This window comes from Limnospira sp. PMC 289.06 (genome assembly GCF_032350395.1).
Classification (GTDB): domain Bacteria; phylum Cyanobacteriota; class Cyanobacteriia; order Cyanobacteriales; family Microcoleaceae; genus Limnospira; species Limnospira platensis.
Window position 1 is genome coordinate 1 of sequence record NZ_JARPLC010000033.1, and the last position, 24137, is coordinate 24137.

18 protein-coding genes and 1 tRNA gene are annotated in these 24137 nt (G+C 44.3%); 9 read left to right on the forward strand and 10 right to left on the reverse strand.

What is annotated here, in order from left to right; all coding sequences use genetic code 11:
- Positions 1 to 131: 131 nt before the first annotated feature.
- Both P5674_RS09495 and P5674_RS09500 read right to left on the reverse strand, forming a co-directional pair.
- Positions 132 to 204: transfer RNA gene (locus P5674_RS09495), tRNA-Phe, on the reverse strand.
- Positions 205 to 308: 104 nt separating this feature from the next.
- The gene (locus tag P5674_RS09500; RefSeq protein ID WP_006617812.1) at positions 309 to 2075 is read right to left on the reverse strand and encodes a fibronectin type III domain-containing protein; all 1767 of its coding nucleotides are present in this window, start codon (positions 2073 to 2075) and stop codon (positions 309 to 311) included.
- Positions 2076 to 2278: 203 nt separating this feature from the next.
- Here P5674_RS09500 and P5674_RS09505 point away from each other — a divergent pair, with 203 nt between their 5' ends.
- From P5674_RS09505 to P5674_RS09520, 4 genes are all read left to right on the forward strand, one after another.
- The gene (locus P5674_RS09505) at positions 2279 to 4102 is read left to right on the forward strand and encodes an aspartate kinase (protein ID WP_315669957.1); all 1824 of its coding nucleotides are present in this window, start codon (positions 2279 to 2281) and stop codon (positions 4100 to 4102) included.
- A gap of 206 nt (positions 4103 to 4308) precedes the next feature.
- Positions 4309 to 5397 carry a permease gene (locus P5674_RS09510; RefSeq protein ID WP_006620470.1) on the forward strand — a complete coding sequence of 363 codons (1089 nt, stop codon included), beginning with the start codon at positions 4309 to 4311 and terminating at the stop codon, positions 5395 to 5397.
- An 11-nt stretch (positions 5398 to 5408) separates the two neighbouring features.
- Positions 5409 to 6212 carry a TIGR03943 family putative permease subunit gene (locus P5674_RS09515; protein WP_315669958.1) on the forward strand — a complete coding sequence of 268 codons (804 nt, stop codon included), beginning with the start codon at positions 5409 to 5411 and terminating at the stop codon, positions 6210 to 6212.
- A 37-nt stretch (positions 6213 to 6249) separates the two neighbouring features.
- Positions 6250 to 7002 (forward strand): DUF4079 domain-containing protein, encoded by a 753-nt coding sequence (locus tag P5674_RS09520; RefSeq protein WP_315669963.1) that lies wholly within the window; start codon positions 6250 to 6252, stop codon positions 7000 to 7002.
- Here the strand turns inward: P5674_RS09520 and P5674_RS09525 are convergent.
- Together P5674_RS09525 and cobA are read right to left on the reverse strand one after the other, a co-directional pair.
- Positions 6944 to 8176 carry a HEAT repeat domain-containing protein gene (locus tag P5674_RS09525; RefSeq protein ID WP_315669959.1) on the reverse strand — a complete coding sequence of 411 codons (1233 nt, stop codon included), beginning with the start codon at positions 8174 to 8176 and terminating at the stop codon, positions 6944 to 6946. The genes P5674_RS09520 and P5674_RS09525 overlap by 59 nt on opposite strands.
- Before the next feature lie 25 nt (positions 8177 to 8201).
- On the reverse strand, positions 8202 to 8987 hold the full coding sequence (gene cobA, locus P5674_RS09530) for a uroporphyrinogen-III C-methyltransferase (protein ID WP_315669960.1): 786 nt from the start codon (positions 8985 to 8987) through the stop codon (positions 8202 to 8204).
- Positions 8988 to 9258: 271 nt separating this feature from the next.
- Here cobA and P5674_RS09535 point away from each other — a divergent pair, with 271 nt between their 5' ends.
- From P5674_RS09535 to P5674_RS09555, 5 genes are all read left to right on the forward strand, one after another.
- Positions 9259 to 10815 (forward strand): ferredoxin--nitrite reductase, encoded by a 1557-nt coding sequence (locus P5674_RS09535; RefSeq protein ID WP_014275660.1) that lies wholly within the window; start codon positions 9259 to 9261, stop codon positions 10813 to 10815.
- Positions 10816 to 10939: 124 nt separating this feature from the next.
- Complete coding sequence (locus P5674_RS09540) at positions 10940 to 11605, forward strand: Uma2 family endonuclease (protein WP_006617803.1); 666 nt, start codon at positions 10940 to 10942, stop codon at positions 11603 to 11605.
- Between the two features lie 16 nt (positions 11606 to 11621).
- Positions 11622 to 13121, forward strand: coding sequence for a dihydrolipoyl dehydrogenase family protein (locus tag P5674_RS09545; RefSeq protein ID WP_286167423.1), 1500 nt, complete (start codon positions 11622 to 11624; stop codon positions 13119 to 13121).
- 24 nt (positions 13122 to 13145) lie between these two features.
- The gene (locus P5674_RS09550; protein WP_006618184.1) at positions 13146 to 13796 is read left to right on the forward strand and encodes an HAD family hydrolase; all 651 of its coding nucleotides are present in this window, start codon (positions 13146 to 13148) and stop codon (positions 13794 to 13796) included.
- Between the two features lie 315 nt (positions 13797 to 14111).
- A complete protein-coding gene (locus tag P5674_RS09555) occupies positions 14112 to 14504 on the forward strand; it encodes a response regulator transcription factor (protein ID WP_006618183.1) in 393 nt (130 codons plus the stop codon).
- Here P5674_RS09555 and cheB read toward each other — a convergent pair.
- The 6 genes from cheB to P5674_RS09585 all read right to left on the reverse strand — a co-directional run bounded on the left by cheB (position 14494) and on the right by P5674_RS09585 (position 24111).
- Positions 14494 to 15636 (reverse strand): chemotaxis-specific protein-glutamate methyltransferase CheB, encoded by a 1143-nt coding sequence (cheB, locus tag P5674_RS09560; RefSeq protein WP_014275663.1) that lies wholly within the window; start codon positions 15634 to 15636, stop codon positions 14494 to 14496. The two genes, P5674_RS09555 and cheB, sit on opposite strands and share 11 nt — an antisense overlap.
- A 96-nt stretch (positions 15637 to 15732) precedes the next feature.
- Entirely contained in the window at positions 15733 to 18297 is a 2565-nt protein-coding gene (locus P5674_RS09565; RefSeq protein ID WP_006618181.1) for a hybrid sensor histidine kinase/response regulator, read from the reverse strand.
- Positions 18298 to 18325: 28 nt separating this feature from the next.
- Positions 18326 to 19732, reverse strand: coding sequence for a methyl-accepting chemotaxis protein (locus P5674_RS09570; protein WP_006618180.1), 1407 nt, complete (start codon positions 19730 to 19732; stop codon positions 18326 to 18328).
- A gap of 70 nt (positions 19733 to 19802) precedes the next feature.
- Positions 19803 to 21257, reverse strand: a complete 1455-nt coding sequence (locus P5674_RS09575; RefSeq protein WP_014275664.1) for a HAMP domain-containing methyl-accepting chemotaxis protein — start codon at positions 21255 to 21257, stop codon at positions 19803 to 19805.
- Positions 21258 to 21416: 159 nt separating this feature from the next.
- Entirely contained in the window at positions 21417 to 22529 is a 1113-nt protein-coding gene (locus P5674_RS09580; RefSeq protein ID WP_006618178.1) for a chemotaxis protein CheW, read from the reverse strand.
- A gap of 19 nt (positions 22530 to 22548) precedes the next feature.
- Positions 22549 to 24111: a CheR family methyltransferase gene (locus P5674_RS09585; RefSeq protein ID WP_006618177.1), complete on the reverse strand. Its 1563-nt coding sequence runs from the start codon at positions 24109 to 24111 to the stop codon at positions 22549 to 22551.
- Positions 24112 to 24137: the final 26 nt, after the last annotated feature.

Consider the following 24137-nt stretch of genomic DNA (forward strand, 5'->3'; position numbering starts at 1 on the left):
GTAATCATCCTATTGACAGAATTATTTTCCTATGCTAGGACTAGATTGTGAGTAATATCTGAGTAACTCAATAGGATATAGGGGTTGAGTAATAACCCGCTATCGCTGTCAGGATAAGGTTTTTCCCAAAATGCCAGGAGGCGGACTTGAACCGCCGACACGAGGATTTTCAGTCCTCTGCTCTACCGACTGAGCTATCCCGGCTTATTCCCACGATTAACTATCGTATCAGCAGTCAATCGATTTTGTCAACCCCTGGCGCGGAATTTTTTTGATAGTGAACTCAAAAGCCGATGTATATGGGTTGATCAGCTATTGTGGGTTAATAGGGGAAACTCATCAAATTTGATCACTTGACTATTAGGCTGTTCTGTGTTGAACAGATAGCTGCTCACAGTGGCCGTGCCCGTGTCCAAAATACTAAAAACTGTAATATCGTTACTAGCGATATAGGGTTGAGGTGCGCCATCTCTATCGGAAACGGGACTAAGGTTAGGAATGATAGGTTGGAGTCCGTTGGGGTCTCCGAATGGGGTATATACTTCGGTGAAAGCTGGGGGAACAAATCGGCGATTATTTCCCCAAGCCGCACCATAACTATTTCCGACATTGGAAGATTCTAAAAAGTTAATTCCCGTGGGTCCCAGAAATCGGTTCCACAGGTGGGAGTGTCCGTAATACACCAGTTGAACTCCGGCGGCTTCTAATAATGGCATAACATCCCTAATTAAATAATCAGATGATTTGGGATATTCATAGCGAATCATAATAATATTGCCGTTATTATCAACATCCTTAATTTGCACGGGTTCCGTATAGGCGGGAACTATATTATCCCCTAAAGTGTGGGGAGGATGATGGAACATAACGATTTTATATTTAGCCTGTTGAAATTCCGGGCTATTGAGTTCCTGTTTTAACCAGATATATTGTTGGCTTCCTGCGGAAATAGGCTCAAATAAATGTTGGCCATAGCCCCAATTTTCGGGACGTTCAAAGTCTGCGTCTCTCTCTCGATAACGTCCTCTGGCGTGGGAGTCTAACCGATAAACCCGCCAAACATTGGTCGCGGATAAAACTACTAAGCGGATATCTCCAAAGGTGATAGCATAATAATTGTGGTGGGGATTGGGGAGAGTAAATATTTGGTTATAGGTATCTGAGTTAAAGCTGTGGTCTCGGAGCCATTGTTGCTGAATTTCGGGGTCATTATTAGGGTTAATGGTGGCAGCATTTTGTTGATAAAGCTGTTGGGCGGCAAATTGAGGGTAACTATTATTAAACTGGTTGTTTAAGCTGTCGGTTTCGGAAAAAGCCCCCATCATTTCATGATTACCAATAGCGGGGAATAAGGGGAAATTTTGAATTAAAGCGCCGCCTTTATAAGTAGTGGTGACACCATTTGTTTCGAGTTGATAATGGGCGCGACCTTGCAGACAGGGAAAAAAGGCTCCGCCGCGATTATCGTCGAACCATTCGGAAGCGCGATCGGGAATATTGACTAAATCACCAGCCATAAAAACAGCATCAATATCGACAGTTTCAGCTACTTTTTGAAGATTGGCGGCGGTCATGGGTTTAAGTTGGTGGTCGGAGGTGAGGAGGATTTTTAAGGCTGTTCCGGGTTGGGGTAAACTAGCTAGGCTGAATACTTGGCTACTGATTTTGATGCCGTTGTCTGTGGTACTGTGAACTTGGTAGGGAACCCGTTGGCCTGGGGTTAAGTCTGTGATGGTGGCTTCGTGTCGCCAGATCGGTCTGGGAATGGGTTGGGTGTAGATGCGGTTGTTTTGGGTTTGGACTCCTACCCAGGAATTTTGGTCTTCGCGAGTGCGAGTGAGTTGGGAGGTGCTGGCGATCGCATTTTGTTGGAGGTTACTGCCATAATTGACTTGATGCTGAGAACCAGAAAACTCGGTAAACCACACCACCCGGACTGAGTTTTCCGTGGGTAGTTGTAAAAAAGGATCGCTGAGGAGACGAGGTTGTAAGCCTTGAGAAACCATAATCAAAATCGAGATTACACTAGACAGTAACAAGCCAAAAATCCAGAAATACCGGGTAGCAGAAATCATGGGTGGAGGGGCGATCGCCAGGACTACAAACCGATTATCAGAAACCTATAACTTAAACGGTATCAGAAAAGCCGGGAATTTTTCCCGAATGTTTCCGATACAATATGGGGGATGTCACGCCCTCGGTCTGGTGGACATGGGCAACGGCCTGCAATCTGTCGTCGGTGTAACCTATTGTTGAGTTTCCTTATGGTGGAATTACTATGCTGATTGTTCAAAAATATGGTGGTACTTCTGTTGGGTCAGTAGATCGCATTCAAGCGGTAGCCCGTCGGGTGGCGAAAACCGCCGAAGATCATTCTGTGGTGGTGGTGGTTTCGGCTATGGGAAAAACTACTGATGGTTTGGTGAAACTAGCCCAGGAAATTTCTAGCCATCCCTCTCGCCGGGAAATGGATATGTTGTTATCTACTGGCGAACAGGTGACGATCGCTTTAATGAGTATGGCACTACAGGAAATGGGACAACCAGCCATTTCCATGACCGGGGCGCAGGTGGGAATTGTCACAGAGGCTGAACATAGCCGCGCCCGGATTTTAAATATCCAAACTGAACGTCTAACTCGTCACCTAAAAGAAGGCAAGGTGGTAGTAGTGGCCGGTTTCCAGGGAATTAGCGATCGCGAAGAATTGGAAATTACCACCCTAGGACGAGGAGGGTCGGATACTTCTGCAGTCGCTTTAGCCGCAGCATTACAAGCCGATCGATGCGAAATTTATACCGATGTACCTGGAATTTTAACTACAGACCCCCGCATTGTTCCTAAAGCACAGTTGATGGATGAAATAACCTGTGATGAAATGCTGGAACTTGCTAGTTTGGGGGCAAAAGTTCTCCATCCCCGGGCCGTGGAAATTGCCCGAAATTATGGGATTCCTTTAGTAGTGCGATCGAGTTGGACTGATGATCCTGGTACACGGGTGACTTCCCCACCACCAGAGGTGCGACCTGTGGAAGGGTTGGAACTGGTGCGACCTGTGGATGGGGTAGAATTCGATCGCGATCAGGCGGCGGTTTCCTTATTGCGTATTCCCGATCGCCCCGGAATTGCAGCCCGTTTATTCGGGGGAATTGCCCTCCAGAAGCTGAATGTGGATTTGATTATTCAGTCGATCCATGAGGCGAATATTAATGATATTACCTTTACCGTCACTCATAACTGCTATAAACGGGCGATCGCTGTAGCTGACGCAATTTTACCAACTTTGGGACGCAACAATGACCCCGAAATTGGAGAACCGGAAGTGCGAGGCTATGATAGCCCTATTGCTAAAGTTAGCATTGTTGGGGCCGGGATGATTGGTCGCCCCAAAGTCGCTTCCCAAATGTTCCGCACTTTGGCGGAAGCCGGAATTAATATTCAGATGATTTCCACCTCCGAGGTTAAGGTTAGTTGTGTGATTGATGCCAATGAGTGCGATCGGGCGGTGGCTGCCCTCTGTCAAACCTTTGATGTGCTAACCCGTAACACCAAAAATATTCCAACTGTTGATCGACCTCATCTTCCGCCAGTGCGAGGGGTCGCCCTAGACCGTAACCAAGCCCGTTTGGCGATCCGCCATGTTCCCGATCGCCCCGGAATGGCTGCCGAGTTGTTTACTCTGCTGGCACATCACAATATTAGCGTTGATATGATTATCCAATCGCAGCGCTGTCACCAGGTTAATGATATTCTCACCCGTGATATTGCTTTTACTGTCGCTCAAGGTGATGCAGAAGAGGCTAAACTCGTGATTAAAAAGGCGATCGCTAAATGGGGTTATGGAGAAGTTACCCTGAATTCAGCGATCGCTAAAGTTAGCGCCGTAGGGGCTGGAATGGTCGATCACCCCGGAGTCGCCGCCCGTATGTTTGAAGCCCTCGCCGCCGAAAATATCAACATCTCCATGATTGCCACTTCCGAAATTAAAATCAGTTGTGTAGTCGATGAAAAAGATGGCATCAAAGCCGTCCAGGCGATTCATGATGCCTTTGGTTTGTCCGGCGATGAGGTCGTGACTATTCCCACCCCCGCCGCTGCCTTGTAGAGTCAATAAACCCCCTAGGGCGGGTTGATTAATCTGCTCATCTATACCAGGTGATGATTAATCAGGGAACCCGCCCCCTCCAGACCATTACTCGTGGACAATCGCCAACTGATCAATAATAACTACCATCGGAAGGTGTACAATGTAGCCGTTAACCAGAGAGTGTGTAGTGCGAAAGTAGTGTCAACCATTCAAATTGAGACAGGATGCCATCAATAATAGTTAGCAAACTGAACGCTGTTTTCACCCTGTTTCTCAGCCTGTTAGTGGAGGCTATGCCCTTCCTGTTACTGGGTGTCATGTTGTCCAGTCTACTGCTGTGGTTAGTGGATGAACGCAAACTTCTATACTACGTTCCAACTAACCCTTTCCTGGGGGCGATTTTTGGCAGTCTGTTCGGGTTTATGTTTCCCGTGTGTGAGTGTGGAAATGTTCCCGTTGCCCGTCGCCTCTTGAGTCAAGGAGTACCTGCCTCAGCAGCGATCGGCTTTTTATTTGCTGCCCCCACCATTAATCCTATTGTGATTTGGTCAACTTGGGTAGCCTTCCGGGGACAACCAGAAGTCGTCGTTTTACGGATTTTATTTTCCCTGATAATTGCCATAACATTAGGCTTGGTTTTTAGCGCCCAAAAAGACCTGCGGCCGTTTCTACAAAAAGCCCTCGCCCGTTTAGTTCCTCAACCTGACTTCACCGAAAAAGCCGTCGATGAGATGCCCAAATCTTCCCTACTAACATCGGGAACTTATATTATGGGTCAGTCAGCCACACCCGTGCGTTTGCAGTCCATGCCTATGTGGAAAGCTGAGGGAAAAGGCGTTCAAGCCGTGGCTACTATGCCTCAAACAAGTGTCAGTTTCTCCTCTATTTTTATCCGCCCCACCCGCGACCGGGTTGGTTTAATGATTGAAAGTGGGGTGCAGGAGTTTCGAGAATTGGGGGGAATGTTGGTAGTCGGAAGTGCGATCGCTGCTATTATTCAAACAGTAATACCCCGCGAAATTATCCTCAGCCTAGGTTACGGTCCCATTTCCTCCATTCTGGCTATGTTATTACTAGCCGGAGTAGTTTCTATTTGTTCCACAGTTGACGCATTTTTTGCCCTCTCTTTTGCCGCCACTTTTACCACTGGTTCTTTACTAGCATTTTTAGTATTCGGACCCATGATTGATATTAAAACCGTCGGCTTGATGATGTCGATTTTCCAAACTCGCGCCATCATTTATCTGATGATTCTCGCTGCCCAGCTTACCTTTTTGCTAACCTTGGCTGTCAATCTCAATCTGAACTATTAATCTCAGCGCCTATGAACCGTGTTAGACCTCCATTAAATGGATTACCATCTCGTTTACAACTGTGGTTGCAGTCTCCTTGGGTGGACGCTATAGCTATATTAGCTTGGGGATTCCTCCTCCTCAGATATTGGCTGGCTGGACGACTTTATATCCTCATTCATCCTAACTATTTCCCCCTCGCTATCGGTGGCGGTTTTCTGTTATTAGTCTTTGGAGGATTTCGGATTTGGGAACTCTCCCAGAATTACCAAAAACCTCAAGCGCAGATAGACCAACAATCCCTACAACATATTAGTTTATTTCCCAAAGGTTGGAGTACCGCCCTACTATTAATTTCTCTCCTGTTAGGTCTTTTCATTACCCCCCGAAATCTGGGTAGTTATGTCGCCTTACAACGGGGTATCATGGACTCTTTACCCGCTACACAAATTCAGCCCCAACAATTTCGTACCGCTTCTCGACCAGAAGAGCGATCGCTGATAGAATGGATTAGGCTACTTAATGTCAATCCCGAACCGGAGACATATAGAGGTCAAAGAGTCAATGTCACCGGGTTTGTCGTTTATCCCCCTAACCTTCCCCAAAATTTTATCTTTATTACCCGGTTTGTAATCACCTGCTGTGCTGCTGATGCTTACCCCATTGCGCTTCCTGTCATGCTTCCTGATACTAACCGGGGGGCATATCCCCAAGACAGTTGGCTACAGGTTGAGGGTGAAATGACTACCGAAGTTCTCAATAATCAACGGAGGTTAACTATCAAAGCTGACAAATTAACCCCAATTCCAGAACCTCGAAATCCCTATGAATATTGATGCTTGATAATTGCAAATTTTTTTGGGAGACTTGGAAATGCAGCTAATCGATTTCATGAGTTTGATTCATCCGTTTCTAGCCGTAGTTGTCGTATTTCCCATAATTGGAATTTCTACCCACATGGCTTGGCAAACTCGTCAGCGTCGCCTACAAACACTAGAAAAAGGCAGCACAAGTCGCATTCCCCCAATGGTAGGTCGGGAACACTTAAAAATGGGACGTTTACTAACTGGTGCCGTCGTAGGAGTGACCCTGATTGCTTTAGCGTATTCCATTGGATTTAAAGGAGTATTTAAGGAACTTTCTAATGAGAATATGTTTGAGGCGATTTTTATAGTTTTAATCTTTATCGGGACCATCGCCTCCTTAGTTTTTCTGTACCGTGCTAATGCTAATCAACCCCTGTGGCGGGGTGTTTTTGCCACCTTAACCGGGGCAGGATTAGTAATTTTGGGGGCACAAGATGGCGTTTTTCGCCGAGGTTATGAGTGGCACTTCTCCCATTACTATTATGGCATTACTTCCGCTTTATTGATGATTTTTGCCTTGGCAATTGTTCCCGATATTTACAAATCCTACAAATGGCGCATGGCTCATACCATACTTAATTGTATAGCCTTATTGCTATTTATAGGACAGGGATTTACCGGGTCTCGCGATTTGTTGGAAATACCCCTGAGTTGGCAACTAGACCATCTGAGAAAGTGCGATTGGGGCGCGCAAACTTGCCCTAATAATTCCCAGTCTCGCGCACCGGAAGAGTTGATAATTCAGGCTGTGTCGAAATAGTCTCTAATTGTCGCATAGCGGCGATCGCATGAAATTTTACACTATCATTAACATCGGTTTTGAGGAATTGCAGAATCTCCATAGTTTTCACATCTCCTAACTGACCTAAAGCATAAGCTAACGCTTGTTTAATCCGTATTTGGCTGAGGCTAGGATGTCCTGACCTGAATAAATCTAGCAATATTTGGCTTGCCTGATTTTTGAGATCCGCAGTTTTTAGGCGACCTAATAACTGGATAGTTTCTAGGGTAACTGCTTCATTAAAATCTGAGAGACATTCAGCGATGCAGTCTAAGGCTGCTGACCTTTCCATCCAAATTAACGCTTTAACACAGGCAATTTGTAAAGGAATTGGGGTCAGGTAAGATTTTAAAAGTATCGATAGGCTTTCAATAGCTGTATCCGTTTTTAAGCGCCCCATAGCCATTGCTGCTTGCTGACAAACAGTGACGTTAATATCATAAAGTAATGGGTCTATCGACTCTACCAAGCGCCATTGTGTCGCTATATCTGACCGAAATCCTAAACTGATTACGGCTTCCGATCGCACTATGGCTGCATGGTCTTCTAGGGCATTAATTAAAGCCGGAATTACCCGATCATCCCGAAAACTTCCCAAGGTTTCAATGGCGATCGCCCTCACCTGGGGGTCGGGGTCTTTAACAACAGTTAACAGGGGAGAAATTACCCCCGAAATGCGAATTTGAGATAAAGCACGCACACCCATCAGACGGGTTTCGGGGTCTTCTAAAAGAGTGGTTAAACTTGCCACCGCCTCCGGTCCTAAATTAGCTAACGCACTAGCGGCGATCGCTATTAATTCATCATCAGCATCGCTACTGAGGAAATTCACCAAACAGGCGATCGCTTCTGGGGTATGAAAATCCCCTAAAATTCGCCCCGCAAACCATCTATATTCTGGATCTGCTGTTTCATCCTCGAAAATTTCAATTAATGGGAAACAGGCTGATTTCCCCAATTTCGGCAACAGTTTAGCCACATCCCAACGGGTGTGAAAATCTCCATATTGTAAAGCTGTTAAAGCTAAAGCGATCGCCTCTTCCAACCCCTCATTTTCCCCACTCACACAAAACTGTTGTAGACCGTAAACCACCTGGGGCCAATCCCGATTATCACTAGCCACCTTAGCTAGGTTAATAAATTCATTCATCATATTATCAAATCCTTATCAAATTCCATTATTTAGTTATGATTTTCACAGGTACAGGACGACATCCATACAGAACATCATTTAAGCCCACCACCTCACCAATAACAGCAATAGCTGGCGCTTCAAAACCCGTATTTTCCACCTGTTCAATAATAGTGTTTAAAGTGCCCCGTAATTCCTCCTGGTGCGGACAAGTTCCCCAACGAATTAAAGCTATCGGAGTTTCCATGCTTAAACCACCAGCCGCCAAAGCCTCAATAATATTACCCAAATTTTGAACCCCCATATAAATCACAATAGTTTCAGAACCCTTAGCAATAGCCTCCCACTTCACCTCTGGGCGATACTTTCCCGCCGCTTCATGACCTGTTACAAAAGTCACAGAAGAACTATAATTCCGGTGAGTTAAAGGAATCCCCGCATAAGCTGGCGCGGCAATACCAGAAGTCACACCCGGAACCACCTCTACCGGAACTCCTGCCGCAATTAAAGCCTCCATTTCCTCCCCACCGCGACCAAAAACAAACGGATCGCCACCTTTTAATCGCACAACTACCCCATAATTTTGGGCTTGATCAATCATTAATTGTGTCGTTTCCTCTTGGGGTAAAGAATGGCGACCCCGACGCTTTCCGGCATGGATTTTTTCAGCCTTTGGGTTAATCATTGCTAAAATTTCTTCACTCACCAAAGCATCATAAATAACCACATCCGCTGACTCAATCAAAACTTTACCTTTTAATGTCAGCAAACCCGGATCGCCAGGCCCCGCACCCACTAAATAAACCTTGCCAATAGCTGATTTTGTTTCCATAATTGCACCTCGTTAATTAATTACTAAATAATTCCCAGACATTAGATAAGTTTAAACTTGCCATCATCATCAGGTTGATGAACCCAAATTATGGTGAATTTCCCCGGAATTTGGTATTCCAAAATACTAAAACCTCGCAAGTATGCGTTTTTTACATATTATATATGCAATAATTGCAAAATTAGAGGTTTTATGTATCTTCAACTACAAATTATCACTGATTCTGAATTTAATCTACAAATCATTGTTAACCTCAGTTATAGATAAAATCATGGTTGTCGCCTCTGAACCCAAAGTCAAACTCAATAAAATCGAAAAAGCTAAAGCTGATAAAGATGGATTAGCCGTTAAAGACGAGTTAGAATATTTTGCCAAAATCGGTTGGGAAGCCATGGATAAAACCGATTTAGAAATGCGTCTTAAATGGCTGGGCGTGTTTTTCCGACCTGTTACTCCCGGTAAATTTATGTTGAGATTACGCATTGCCAATGGTACTCTCAACAGCGCACAAATGCGGGTATTAGCCGAAATTGTCCAACGCTATGGAGATGATGGGAGCGCCGATATTACTACCCGCCAAAATATCCAATTACGCGGTATTCGTTTGGAAGACCTCCCGGATATTTTTAGTAAATTGAAAGCTGTAGGAATGACCAGCATTCAATCGGGTATGGATAATGTTCGTAACCTGACAGGTTCTCCCATTGCTGGTATTGACCCAGATGAATTGTTCGATACCCGAGAATTGTTGCAAAAATTGGAGAGGGTAATTACCAATCAAGGTGAGGGTAATTATGCTTTTTCTAACCTTCCCCGTAAGTTCAATATTGCTATTGAAGGGGGACGAGATAATTCCATTCATGCTGAGATTAATGATTTGGCTTTTGTGCCGGCTTATCGGGATGATGTCTTAGGATTTAATGTCCTAGTAGGTGGGTATTTATCGGCACAACGTCAGGTGGAAGCTGTGCCGATTAATGTTTGGGTTCCTGCTAACGATGATGTGATTAAACTTTCGATCGCTATCTTAACAGTTTACACCCAAAATGGTCTCACTGAAGGATTGCGGGAAAATCGCCAACGGGCACGTTTGATGTGGTTGGTGGATACATGGGGGGTAGAACGCTTCCGGGCTGAGGTGCAGGAAGAATTTGGTCAAACTCTCGCAACGGCTGCCTTAAAGGATGAAATAACCCAGGATAAGAAAGATTATTTGGGTGTTCACCCCCAGAAACAACAGGGATATAAGTTTGTTGGGTTGCACGTTCCGGTGGGGCGTTTATCGGCAGACCAAATGTTTGAAGTAGCCCGTTTGGCGGAGGTTTATGGCCAGGGAGAAATTCGCCTGACGGTTGAGCAAAATTTGATTATTCCTTATATTTCTGAGGATAAATTAGAGGCGTTTTTGGCGGAACCTTTGTTAGAGGTTTTCTCGATTAATCCAGCCCCTTTGACTCGATCGCTTGTGTCTTGCACGGGAAATAATTATTGCAATTTTGCTTTGATTGAAACTAAACAAAGGGCTTTAAAATTAGCCAGAGAACTTGATGAGGAGTTGGAAATAAGCGATCGCGTTCGTATTCACTGGACTGGCTGCCCTAACTCTTGCGGACAGCCCCAAGTGGCTGATATCGGTTTCATCGGTACTAAAGCCCGTAAAGATGGTAAAACAGTGGAAGCTGTTGATATCTATACCGGAGGAAAAGTCGGTCATGAAGCTGAGTTAGGAAGTCGTATAGAAAAGGGTGTGGCTTGCGATGACCTCAAGCCAATTATCCGGGATTTATTAATTCAAAAGTTTGGCGCACGTCCTAAGCAAAATCACTAAATATATCAGCACCATGCACAATATAGCTAGGCGTGGTGCTGCCTATTTCGCCCTACTGACCCTACAGCCACAGCTATGATATAATGAATCAAAGAAATATCATCATAGCCATGATGACAAGTCTATGACAAGCACTCAAGACAAAATCACGGTCATTTATCCCGAATCTGATGGCAATCCTATGTCAGATAATACTAAACAATTTCGCTGGATTGTTGTTATTAAAGAAAACCTAGAAATCTTGTTTAATGATGACCCTAATGTGTTTGTGGCTGGAGACTTACTCTGGTATCCTCAGCAGGGTGATAATAAAATACGTCAAGCCCCTGATACGATGGTAGTATTTGGGCGACCTAAAGGCGATCGCGGTTCCTATCAACAATGGGAAGAAGGTAACATACCACCACAAGTGGTTTTTGAAATTCTTTCACCGGGAAATCGCTTGAAAGAAATGGCGAGAAAATTTAAGTTTTATGAACAATATGGGGTTGAAGAATACTATATTTTTGACCCCGATCGCCTAGATTTCAACGGTTGGCTGCGTAGTAGTGATGGGACTCTTGAAGTGATCGACGAACCGGAAAATTGGATGAGTCCCCGCTTAGGTATCCGGTTTGAATTGAAAGACGGAAACTTTATGATTTATCGCCCAGACGGTGAAAAATTCCTCACGTCCACAGAATTGGCGGCGCAGGTGCAAACTGAACGCCAAAGGGCTGAAGCGGCCGAGGACAGGGTGCGGGAATTAGAAGAACGTTTGCGACAACTAGAAGGCGATCGCCATAATTAACATAATTAATCTATATTTGGGTAAAATCTGGAAATATGATCAAAATTCCGTCTTATCCAAAATGCTCGATTATGATATAGTTATCATTGGTGGCACTTTAGCCGGACGTAAAGCCGCTATAAAAGCCTCTAAAATGCAGGGTCGGGTAGCACTATTGGAACCTGACCCACCCCCTGTTCCTGGTCAAATTATTGGGGCTAACAGACACCACCCCCTTTTACAGATAGCTAAGGTAGCTAAACAAATGCGCCAGGTGTCACAATTCGGCATCGGTTGGGAAACTGCCGATCGCATTGTGCCCGAAAATATTTTAATACAGTGGGACTCTAGTTGTCAATGGAGTGAATATATCACCACTAACCTAGAAAGTATTTATTCTCCGGCGGCGATCGCTTCTTTGGGGGTAGATATGATTTTTGGGGTGGGGGAATTTATTACAGAACCTCGGCTGGCTTTGAAGGTCAATAATCGAATTTTGCGATCGCGTACTTTTTTACTGGCTATGGGTTCTCAACCCCAAATTCCCGACATCGAAGGATTGACTCTTACCGGATATTTCACCGCCGACACTCTTCATAAAATCACCAAAATTCCTAATCATGTTGCCCTCATTGGCGGCGACCCTAGCGCTGTGGAATTAGCCCAAATATTTAGGCGTTTGGGAAGTGATGTTACCCTCATAGTTCGCAGTAACCACATACTACCGAGAGAAGAACCCCCCACCGCTTTTTTGCTGCAATCTTTGTTAGAAGCTGAAGGGGTGCAGGTACTTACTAAAACCCCTGTAATTCAGGCTAAACAAATTGATGATACCAAATGGATACAGGCCGGAAATAAGGCGATCGAAGTTGATGAAATTATCCTAGGTATCGGTCGTCAGCCTAATTTGTGTGGCTTGAATTTGGATGATATCGGAGTTAAATTTATTGGCGGTTATTTGCAGCTAAACTCTCGCAGACAAACCACTAATCGTCGAGTTTATGCTTGTGGAGAATTGGCGGGGGGTTATCCTCTGCCTCATGTGGCTGAATATGAAGCCCAAATCGCCATCAAAAATGCCCTATATTTTCCGGGATTTCGGGTTAATTATAATCATGTTCCTTGGGTGATTTTTACTGACCCACCTTTGGCTAGGGTCGGCTTGACTGAAACTCAGGCGCGACGCCGCTATAGAGACCAGGTACAAGTTAGCCGCCAGATGTTTAAACAGGTTCCTAAAACTCAAATTTTGGGGGAAATTATGGGTTTTTGTGAGTTGGTCGGACATTCTGATGGTCGGCTTTTGGGGGCTACTATTTTCGGGGTTGGCGCTGATGAGATGATTAATTTTTTGGCGATCGCTATTCAAAAAGGTATTACCATCAATGCGATCGCTAATTTTACCCCCCCCTGGCCAACTCTCACCGGCATAATTTCCCCAACCGCCGCCGCTTGGGTTCATCAACGACATCGACACCAAAAACTTTGGTATAATATCCTAGAAAATATCTTTCACTGGCGCAGGTCTAATAATTAATTCCCCAGATATTGGATTTACATGATGCTGAAAGCGATTATTTTTGACTTAGATGGGACTTTGGCTAATACCGACCCTATTCATTATCAGACTTGGGTTGATGTCCTCAAAAATTATGATCTGGAAATTAACCCGGATTTTTATAAGGCTAAAATTAGCGGACGTTTAAACCCTGATATTGTTCGGGATATTCTCCCGCAACTTTCCCCCGAAGAAGGGCGGATTTTGGCTGACCAAAAAGAAGCGGAATTTCGTCAAATTGCCGGGAATTTAAAACCTCTACCCGGCTTAATCAAGTTGTTGGCTTGGATTGAAAAACAGGGACTGCAAACTGCTATTGTTACCAATGCGCCTAGGGAAAATGCGGCGTTTATGTTGAAGGCTTTAAACTTGGTTGATTATTTCCAGACCCTTATTGTCGCTGAAGATGTCGGGGTGGGTAAGCCTGACCCGAAACCCTACCAGGTCTGTTTACAACAGTTGCATATATCCCCTCAAGATGCGATCGTTTTTGAGGATTCTACCTCTGGAATTAGATCCGCCGTCGCTGCTGGAATTACTACTATTGGTGTCGCTTCCACCCATGACCCCCACATCTTAAAAAATGTCGGCGCAACTTATGTCATTGAGGATTTTCATAATCCCCAGTTATGGCATGATTTGGGGGAATTGTAAATAGTTGTAAATAATGGTTGACTTTGTGGTTGACTTGACTTATGCTTTTATTATAATGGAATTTTTGTGACAGTCAGAATTTGCAAGAAAGCCAATTGTTAAAGATGGTAGTTCAGTTATACCAAAATCAGGAGCAATAGTCAACCTTTTTTGTGGGGGAATTTTTCAGATTTAATTTTTTTTTAATATATAGTTAGCAGTTTCCAGGTAAGCGATCGCTTCAGGGATAGTTTAAACACAGCACAACGATCTAAACTAATAGTATAGCTCAATCGTGAGTCGGGGCCAGCCGCGTCACGGAGGGAAAGATAATCAATGTCTGTTAATCAAAGTAGTCAACAAGCAACCGTCCTAGCAGTAGATGACAGTACAGTTATGCAGGGCTTAGTCAAACAAGCCCTATCTAATACTTATAACGTTTTAGTGGCTGATAATGCCGTCGATGCCTTATCAGTGATATATCATAACAAAGTTTCCGTGCTACTGCTAGATGTATCGATGCCGGGAATAGATGGATTAGAACTATGTCGGACAATTCGGAGTATTCCGCAATTTCAGGCATTGCCAATTATTATGCTAACAGCGCGAGATGGAGCCTTTGACAAAGTACAGGGGCGACTAGCCGGGGCCACAGAATACCTAACCAAGCCTTTTGATGCCGAGAAATTGTGCGAGGTAATTGGTTCAGTATTGAACGTTAAGACTTGATGGTGGAATTAATCATATTTAAAATCAAGGGAGCGATCGCCTCCACCGGGAGAATATGACTCGCCGCCCCCAGAGCGATCGCTTCTCGGGGCATCCCAAAAACCACACAGCTTTCCTCATTTTGAGCGATAGTGATGCCGCCCCATTGTGCAATTTCCAGCATTCCATCAGCCCCATCCCGACCCATACCCGTTAATAATACCCCCAGAGTGTGACTACCGTAAAAATTAGCCACAGATTTCATCGTCACAGTAATTGAAGGCCGATGTCCTCCCAAAGCCGGATTAGAAGAATACAAAAACCGACCATTGCGATCGATTTCGAGATGTTTTCCCTCCGGAGCAAAATAGACATTTCCCCGTTCAGGTAAATCTCCTGCCTGAGCAATTTTAACCGATATAGAACACTGACAATCCAACCAATTGACCAATCCCCTTAAAAACCCCTCACTAATATGTTGAACACAGATAATCGGAACCGGTAACTTAGGGGAAAACTGAGTCAGAACCGTATGGAGAGCCTGGGGTCCTCCCGTAGAAGCACCAATTACTACCACCCTAGTAACAGATTGAGAGCGATGTTGTGGAGTCTTTATCTGAGAGGAAAAAGAAGTTTTCTGAGGAGTAGGAACCGCCACAGGACTATTAACTCTGCTCCCCAGATGTGATGATGGACTCGCCGCCGGCGAAGCCGCCTTAACAGTAGCCCCCCGTCGATGCTTAGTAAATACCTTGACCCCAGCCAGAACCCTAATTTTATGAATTAATTCCATACCGGCTTGCTGATAGTCAGAAGCCAGCCCAGTTTTCGGCTTAGGAAAAACATCAACCGCCCCCGCATTGAGAAGTTGAAATACATTGTAAGTATCCTCAGCTTGGACAGATGCACTAATTACCAGAATTGGCTTAGGGAAATTAGCCATCACCTCTCCAGTAAATTCCAAGCCATCCATGTGAGGCATATGTAAATCCGTGCAAATCACATCCGGCTGCAATTGAGGAATCAAAGACAAAGCCTCCAAACCGCTGCGAGCAGTACCCACAACCAGAATATCGTTGCATTGAGCCAAAATGCGTTTGAGAATAATCAGAGCAACTGGGGAATCTTCCACCAGCAAAACCCGAATCGCCATATTTATTTCGCGTGTGCTAAAATACCAGGTAGGTCTAGCGGTTACGGGGATTGTATAATCACCAGCCCGACCCATAAATCAACTCCTGTAATGCAGTCAAACTAATCGGCTGAGAGTTTGCAGGAGGACATCCTGGTTAAATGAGCCTTTAGTGATGTAGGCATTAGCTCCCGCTTCAGCACCCCTGCGTTTATCGTCATCAGAAGCAAGAGATGTCACCAGAATAATTGGTAACTCGCTGTATTCTTGATGTTCGCGGATTTTAGCAGTTAATCCCAAACCATCTAAATTAGGCATTTGGATGTCGGAGATTACCGCATCAAAGGAGCGAGTTTTGAGTTTGTTTAATCCATCTAGTCCATCGACTGCTGTAACCACCTCATAACCTGCTGCTTCTAAAATACGCTTTTCTTGAGTGCGGGTGGCAATAGAGTCCTCAACTAATAGAATAACAGATGGGCGATCGCTTTCTAAATCCAACTCATCCGAATCAGAAAGATTAATAGGAGTCGAGGACTTCCAATTTTTCCGCACCGAGCGAATCATATCCTGGGGATTAAGCACCATACACACTTCCCCAGTCCCCAAAATAGTCGCCCCAGCCACATTCCTGACTCGTCGCAGGAGTTGGCTTTGAGGTTTGAGGACAACATCTTGTTCATCAATCAGGCTATCAACGAATAAGCCTAGGCGATTTTCCCCCATCCTCAGAATTATACAAGATTTAGCCTTCGATTGGTGAGATTGATTGGAATTAACCTCATTATTCATTTCCGTAGGTATGAGATTTTCCCTCAGCCGGACCGATACCATATCCCTTGGTGTTTCTCGTTGAGACCCCTCTCCCTTAGACTTACCCCGGTGATTGTTCCAACCGATGATAGCATTACGGCTAGATTTCACTTCCAGCAAGTCCACTAAACACATCACCGACACAGGTTGGTCATCAAACAGAATCGTATCTCGACCCTCAATGGCAAAAATATCCGTATCATCCACCAATAGCGTAGTTTGCACATACTCTACAGGAATCGCATAGGAAATGCTATCAACCGCCACAATCAACACATGGGCTGTAGCCAGCGTAGTTCCCAATTGAATGCGGAAAGTAGAGCCCCTTCCCGAAGTCGAATCAACATTAATCGTCCCCTTCAGGTGTTCCACATTAGTGCGAACCACATCCATACCCACACCCCGCCCCGAAACCTCCGTCACCGATTTCCGGGTAGAAAAACCGGGAGTAAAAATCAGGGCTTGAATTTGTTGGATAGTCATTCCCACCAATTCTTCTGGCTGACAAATTCCCCGTTTAATCGCCGTTTGTTTAATTTGCTCAATATCTAAACCTCGGCCATCATCGCTAACCTCAATCACCACACTGGTAGCCGTTTGATATCCCCGTAACCGGATAGTAGCCTGGGGTGGTTTGGCTCTCGTCGCACGTTCGGCCGCAGTTTCTATGCCATGATCAATAGCATTACGCAGAATGTGCATTAGGGGGTCTTTCATCTCCTCTAGGATGCGTTTGTCCGCCCTAGTTTCGCCCCCCTCAATTATCAATTGTACCTGTTTTTTCTGTTCCCTCGCTAAATCTCGCACCATGCGCGGAAATAGGTTAAATATCGTCGATAGGGGTAACAGTCGCAGGGTACGGACTCCCTCTTCTAGTTCGTCAGAAATTAAATCCAGACGAGCCATATCTTCATATATGGAAGTTCTTAGCTGATTGACTAATGTGCTAAGAATCTCTAGGCGATCGCCTGTTCTTTGGTGGTAACTTTGTAATTGTCCCATAGTACCCCTACCATGAGATAAACCCTCCCTAGCTTCCAGGTCATGGAGAGCAAACCTATTGATAAAAGCATCCCGACTCCACTCCTCTAATAGGTTAGTTATTTCCTCAATTTCTGCTAACCTATGAGCAATGCGAATTTTGGTTACCGTCAACTCTCCCGTTTGAGTCATCAGAGCATCTAAGTTTCGCGTAGCCACCCGAATTGTCTCAATTTTATAGGTCGAAATAGGCGTAACCGTAGGACTAGAAGGCGCTGGCTTTTCTAATTCAACAGTAGGACTATCCCCTGGTTCCGCGTTCTCTGGGTGATGCTCACCCTCCGTTACACTATCTTCTGGGGTCTCAGTTTCTTGGGTTTCTGGGGTGCTTTCCGCCTCCTCCTGGTCACCTTCTTCCGTCGTTGGTGCTGTCAGGTTCTCATCAGAAGACTTATCAGAATCAGCTACAGCAGGGGTTCCCACCTCTGTGGGTCGCGCAATTTCCCCTTCAGCCCTAGCCCCCATTAAATTCGCTAACACATAAAAAGCGTTAATCCCCGAAGGTTCCCCAGTAACCGCTTCTTTTACCAGTTTCCGAATTGCATCCAGTCCATGGGCCATGCGATCGCTCATTTGATGGGAAAACGTATCCTCTCCCCTATTTATAGCCCCTAACAGGTGTTCGAGTTGGTGAGCCAGCGTAGAAACATCCTTAACCCCCAGCATTCCCGCATCTCCCTTTAAACTGTGCGCTTCCCGCAGCAGTTCATCTATTTTCGTCCTATCATTAGGGTTTTGTTCTAGGTACAAAAAACCATCATCAAGTTTTTGTAAATGTTCCTCACTGGCAATTTTAAAGACTTCCCGCAATTCATCATCTTCAATCATGGTAATTTCTCCTAGCCATCAACCATTCCTAAACCAGATTTTTTAACCCGATCGCCGTATTATTAAGTTGTTCAGTACCAGAACGACTTTGAGCTAGACCGTTAGCCGTTTCTTGAGCAGCAGTATTTAGGCTATTCATCGCATCAATTACCTGCTCTACCGCCATCGCCTGTTGTTTAGTATTCAGAGAAATTTGCTGAATATTCACCGCCACATCATTAATAGAAGCGATAATTTTTTCCACAGCCTTAGTCCCCTCTTCCGTTACTATCACAGTCGAATTAGTCGAATTTTGAATATCCGTAATTAGAGAGCCAATTTTTTCCGCCGACTTGCGACTCTGATCTGCTAATTTGCGGATTTCACTAGCCACCACCCCAAAACCCTTACCATGTTCCCCCGCTCTCACCGCTTCCACCGAAGCATTCAAAGCCAGCATATTAGTTTGATTAGCTAAATCACTAACCAAATTAGTAATATTATATATCTGGCCGAGGTTTTCACTCAAACGCAGGATTTGAGCCTGAACCTGTGACATTTTTTCCCGCAAACTCGGACTACCATCATAAGTATCTTCTTGGCGGTTATTTCCCGCCAAAGCCAGCACCTGACGCGCTCCCGAAGACGCAGCAGAAGCCTGTTCAGCACACTGACGGGAGGAAGCCCCCAACTCATCCATACTCGTGGTAGTTTCATTCACAGAAGCAGCCTGCTGAACAGCCACACGTTCCTGTTCTTCAATAGTAGTAGAAATCTCCGTAGCTGCTAGGGCGATGTTATTGGCTTCCTGGGTAATTTTTTGGACAATAGTAGCAATAATCCAACTTCCTAAAATAATCGAAATGATAATCGCTATACCAATACTAACCCATACCGATACTAAAAGATTATTCAGAGCCTGGGTTTGGCTTGCTACGTTCAACCCCACCAGTTCCTGTTCCCGACTATTCATCTGATTAACTAACTTAGAAACATTCTCAGCAATTCTCACTCCTATGCCATTTGCTATCCAGGCTTGACGAGCTGCTTCAGGTTCGCCGTTGGCTATGATTTGAATGATATCGCTATGAAATTCGTCTAAATCATTATACTGTTTCCTAATTTCCTCCATGGTTTTAAGTTGCTGTTCATCAGTCATAATTTGGCTTAACAAACTGATGCTTTCATTTACACTATTTTTGGCTTCATTCCAGCTATTTATAGATGTAGGATTGTTATCAATCAGATAGCCTCTCAGGGTTCTGGACATAGCCTGAAGATTTATGGAGACATTAGCAACATCTCGAGCTATTTGACGAGACAACTCGAGTTGCTGCGATTCTATTTGCACCCGACCTACGTTAACTGAAACCACCGTAGCACTCACAATCATCAGGAATATCGGAATAGTATATCCTCCAATAACCCAGTATCTTAGCTTTTTAAACATCAGCATTTTTCCTGACTCCTAAATTTTCTATAATTTTCCCTGAATATCCATGGTTTTATGACCCCCAAAATTATCCCTAAATAATGGATTCCAGTTCTTCGGCTATATGTTTGAGCTGTTCCATGCCTCTTTTGGTTTGTCCGATACCATTGGCGGTTTCGTTTGCCCCCTGTTTGAGGGAATTCATGGCTTCCAAAACTTGGTTAATAGCCAGGGTTTGTTGCTTAATATTGAGAGAGATTTGTTGATTATTCACAACCACATCATTCACCGATTCTTTCACACCTAAAAAGGCTTGGGCAGTTCTTTGCGCCACATCAACATTGGAGCGAACTGTTTTAGTCCCCTCTTCTGTGACCATCACTGTGGAATTAATCGCTGTCTGAATATCCGAAACTAAAGTACCGATTTTTTGGGCGGATTTCTGACTCTCATCAGCCAGTTTGCGAATTTCGGTAGCAACCACCCCAAATCCGCGACCATGTTCTCCGGCTCGTACCGCTTCAACAGCCGCATTCAGGGCTAACATATTGGTTTGATTAGCCAAATCAGCGACTAATTGGGAGATATTACCAATTTGATTGGTCTGTTCACTGAGGCGGAGAATTTGTTGGGCTATTCCCTCCACTTTATCTTGGAGGTTTGCCATACCTTCTAAGGTGCTATTAACTGCGGTTTGACCACTTTCGGACATGGATAAAGCCTTTTTAGCTCCGGTGACAGCCGCTTCTGCTTGTTGGGTAGCTGCTTGGGAGGAGGCTCCTAATTCATCCATGGTGGAGGTGGTTTCACTAACTGCTGCGGCTTGTTCTGTGGCAATGCGTTCGTGTTCTTCTGTGGCGACAGCAATTTCTGTGGAACTATCGGAAATGGCTCTAATAGTTTGTTTAAAGGTATTAGCAATAGACTGGCTTAAAAAGTAACCTAGGGGAGAGGCGATTACTATGGCAAGTAAGATTAATAATCCAAATAATAACAGGGTTTCATTTAAGACGGCACGAGCTTTCTCCCTTTCCGCTGAAGCTACCCGCAGTTGTAAATCAATTAACCTCTGAAGCCTCTCGGTAAGGGGGTCTATGACATCATATAACGCTCCATCAAAGGCGGCTAAGTCCTCGGGATTTCCTGTTTGTAGTGTTTGTTGCAGTTCGGTAATGCGATTCTGGGCAGGAACAAATAATCGGTCAATTTCGTTGGCGATTTCTCTCTCTTCTAATGTTAATTGGGTATTTTTATAACTTTCCCAGTTGGTGCTAATTGTTTCTATGGAACGATTAAGAGTATTTAATGCGGCACTGGTGGTGATTAGGCCACTGTTGGCTTTATTGACAGCATCAATTATCTGAATAGCATAGGCATCGGAGATATTTTTGATTTGCTGAAGGGGGACGACCCGATCATCATAGATAGTGCCAATGCGCGAATCTATGCGCCAGAATGAAAAAACCGAATAGCTACTTATAGCTAGGATGACTGTGGCGGGTATCAGGAAGAAACCGCAGTAAAGTTTGGTGGTTAATCGTTTCATCATGTTAGTAAAAATATGCGCTCATTGGCATTGGTGTCTAGAATAGGCGAGGGTTGGCAACGTTTGCTAGTCTGAAAAAAAAGGTTAAATCGTGATTATAACTACTATTTTACTTGGGAATATGCCAAAGGATAGAGTTTTTATAATTAGTTAACAATTGGTTTATATTTCTTCATTAACTACCAGGGTTTCTTGGACTAGGATTTTCTCGAGGTCTAATAAACTCATCATCCGGTTTTGTGCTTCGGGATTTTGGCGATCGCGATAAATTGCTGTCCCCCGTAAATATTCATCTTGGGTAGAATGAACAGCGGCGGGAACTGGCTTAATTGCGGAGGGGTTTAGATAGGTGACATCAAAAATATCATTAACAATAATTCCCGCGACTACTTCACCCACTTGGACGATCGCCGCCTTTTTGGAACTACCGTTAATATCCATTGGTAAACCCAAAATTCCCCTAATATCAACTAAGGTGACAATCTCACCCCGCAGGTTCATATTACCAACAATATGAGGGGGGGTGCAGGGAATGGGGGTAACATTATGAATATCGGTAAATTCCCGAATAATGGGGAGATTTACGCCAAAGTATTCACCATTTAAACCAATCACAACCAAGGACATCAACCCGGATAACTCATCTTTCTCGGTCTTGCGCCTCAAATTATCGGCACGTTCCCGAAAAATCTGCCTTTCTTGTGGTGTTGAGTCGGGACAAAAAACGGGAATTTTACGGTTTCTGGTGACTGGATAATCATGGTCATCTCGATGATCATTCTTGCTATCTGAGATCAGGGCGCTGCTGTCAGAGATAATCTTATCCCGTAAGGATTCAGGAGCTAAGATCATAATAATCTGATCTTCAATTTCGGCATATCCAGCGATCGCATGATCATGAGTTCTCGATCTCGACTGAGGTGGTAGGTTTACCATCACGCTATAGGGGAGATTCCTGGTAATATCTTCGGTAGCAATCATCTGCACTTCGCAAACTTCATTTACCAAAATTCCTAACTTTTCCTCACCTAATCTTAGCACAATAATTACATCATCAATTACATAAGAATTCGCTGCATTTTCCAGTCCAAAATGAATATTTAAGTCAATGATTGATAAGAATTCACTGCGTAAATTCAGAATCCCTACTAATTCGGGGGCGGCTTCGACAATGGGGTTGAGTTCAGGTAAGGAGAAAATCTCTTGCACTAACAAGCCATCTACACCATAAGTCAATCCTCCCAACTTAAACATGAGATAAGGTTTGATTTCCATGATGACAGTACCTTATTTATTAATACAGAATCAGATTTAATTTTTGTTGGAGATAAGCCGTTAATTCTCCGGCGGAAATTTTCCCCAAATAGGGAACAGGACTCTGGTCAGAAATTGTATTTAACAGGGATAGTGCTGTTAAGTAAAGTTTTTTGGCTTTCAACAAATTTCCTTCCCTTTCATGGACAGTCGCCAACTCCATATGAGCGCAAATTGACGAGGCAGAAACATCTGATAAATAGATGATTCTTTTGGCAAAAATTTTCGCCGTTTCCCAGTCGCCTTTTTCCTGGGAAATGTGCAACAAAATATAATAAGGATCAATGGACAAGGAATTGATTTCTAAGGCTTTTTGGCAATTCACAATCGCCGCATCATGCTGTCCGCTATTAGCATGAATTTGCGCCATTAGATAATGAGCATCAAAATTGTGGGGATGATTAGCCACAAATTCTTGAACTTTTTTGAGGGCTTCATTATAGGCTTTTTGGTTGATTAGCTTTTGGGCTTCTTCCAGGCTTTGACTAATGGCGATCGCCTGTTCTGATGCGGTGGGTATCGAGGCAACTGGTGGCGGTACAATAGATAAAGTTGAGAGATGATTCCGTTGGTGATTTTGACCATGATTTGCCGGAGGTTGAGAAGGGGAGGATAAACGGCTACCGTTGGGGGTATAATAGGGCGTATTTAGTAACGGGGATAAAGGCTGGCTTTGATGGTTTAGGGAGTCATTGGGGGAGGATACAGACAGATTTCGGGTCGGTTTTTCCCGTTGATAAATCACCGACTCTGGAAAAATGTGGGATTTAAACTCATCTAGCAATAATCCCTGAATTTCTGCATGGGCTGTCATCAGATAGCCACCGGGTCTCAGTACCTGATAAAATTTTCTCAGAACTTGTACAATATAGGGCTTCTCGAAATAAACAAAAACATTTCTACATAAAATCAAATCTATTTTACCCAGACTGGCGATCGCATTGGTACAATTATCACTCACCAAGTTAAGTTTCAGGAACCTAACCAAACTTTTAGCGGCGGGATTAACTAACCAATTCTGTCCTTGGGGATAGAAATATTGACGTTGCACCTCCGGGTCAACCATGCGAAAAGACCAATGGCTATATACGCCATCTCTAGCCCGTTGAAGGGCTACTTCATTAACATCAGTGCCGATAATCTCAATTAACCAATTTGGCCAGTCTGGGAGCAACTGTTGCACTAAAATGGCTAAAGAGTAGGCTTCTTCCCCGGTGGAACATCCAGCACTCCACAAACGCAGAGTCTTAGAGGATTTTCGGGCGGCGATCAACTCGGGTAGTATGACCTCACGCAATAACTTAAACTGACCGCGATCGCGAAAAAAGTAGGTTTCGGTGGTGGTCAACAAGGGCATTAATTCCGACCATTCGGTTTTACTCTCGGTATTAGCCGCCGTTAGTAAATTATAGTATTCATTCAAACTGGAAAGATGCAGTTGCTGAACCCGCCGCCAAATTTTTTGCGAGAATGTCCCATAATCCTGGGGCCGAATATGTAGCCCGGTCATGGTAGTAATTAGTTGAATAAGCTGTTGAATCATTGACCATCAAGTTAAGTTATTTGCCC

Coding starts and splice junctions, on each gene's coding strand:
- P5674_RS09500 (WP_006617812.1), bottom strand. CDS start 2,075: ATGATTTCTGCTACCCGGTATTTCTGGATTTTTGGCTTGTTACTGTCT.
- P5674_RS09505 (WP_315669957.1), top strand. CDS start 2,279: ATGCTGATTGTTCAAAAATATGGTGGTACTTCTGTTGGGTCAGTAGAT.
- P5674_RS09510 (WP_006620470.1), top strand. CDS start 4,309: ATGCCATCAATAATAGTTAGCAAACTGAACGCTGTTTTCACCCTGTTT.
- P5674_RS09515 (WP_315669958.1), top strand. CDS start 5,409: ATGAACCGTGTTAGACCTCCATTAAATGGATTACCATCTCGTTTACAA.
- P5674_RS09520 (WP_315669963.1), top strand. CDS start 6,250: ATGCAGCTAATCGATTTCATGAGTTTGATTCATCCGTTTCTAGCCGTA.
- P5674_RS09525 (WP_315669959.1), bottom strand. CDS start 8,176: ATGATGAATGAATTTATTAACCTAGCTAAGGTGGCTAGTGATAATCGG.
- cobA (WP_315669960.1), bottom strand. CDS start 8,987: ATGGAAACAAAATCAGCTATTGGCAAGGTTTATTTAGTGGGTGCGGGG.
- P5674_RS09535 (WP_014275660.1), top strand. CDS start 9,259: ATGGTTGTCGCCTCTGAACCCAAAGTCAAACTCAATAAAATCGAAAAA.
- P5674_RS09540 (WP_006617803.1), top strand. CDS start 10,940: ATGACAAGCACTCAAGACAAAATCACGGTCATTTATCCCGAATCTGAT.
- P5674_RS09550 (WP_006618184.1), top strand. CDS start 13,146: ATGCTGAAAGCGATTATTTTTGACTTAGATGGGACTTTGGCTAATACC.
- P5674_RS09555 (WP_006618183.1), top strand. CDS start 14,112: ATGTCTGTTAATCAAAGTAGTCAACAAGCAACCGTCCTAGCAGTAGAT.
- cheB (WP_014275663.1), bottom strand. CDS start 15,636: ATGGCGATTCGGGTTTTGCTGGTGGAAGATTCCCCAGTTGCTCTGATT.
- P5674_RS09565 (WP_006618181.1), bottom strand. CDS start 18,297: ATGATTGAAGATGATGAATTGCGGGAAGTCTTTAAAATTGCCAGTGAG.
- P5674_RS09570 (WP_006618180.1), bottom strand. CDS start 19,732: ATGCTGATGTTTAAAAAGCTAAGATACTGGGTTATTGGAGGATATACT.
- P5674_RS09575 (WP_014275664.1), bottom strand. CDS start 21,257: ATGATGAAACGATTAACCACCAAACTTTACTGCGGTTTCTTCCTGATA.
- P5674_RS09580 (WP_006618178.1), bottom strand. CDS start 22,529: ATGGAAATCAAACCTTATCTCATGTTTAAGTTGGGAGGATTGACTTAT.
- P5674_RS09585 (WP_006618177.1), bottom strand. CDS start 24,111: ATGATTCAACAGCTTATTCAACTAATTACTACCATGACCGGGCTACAT.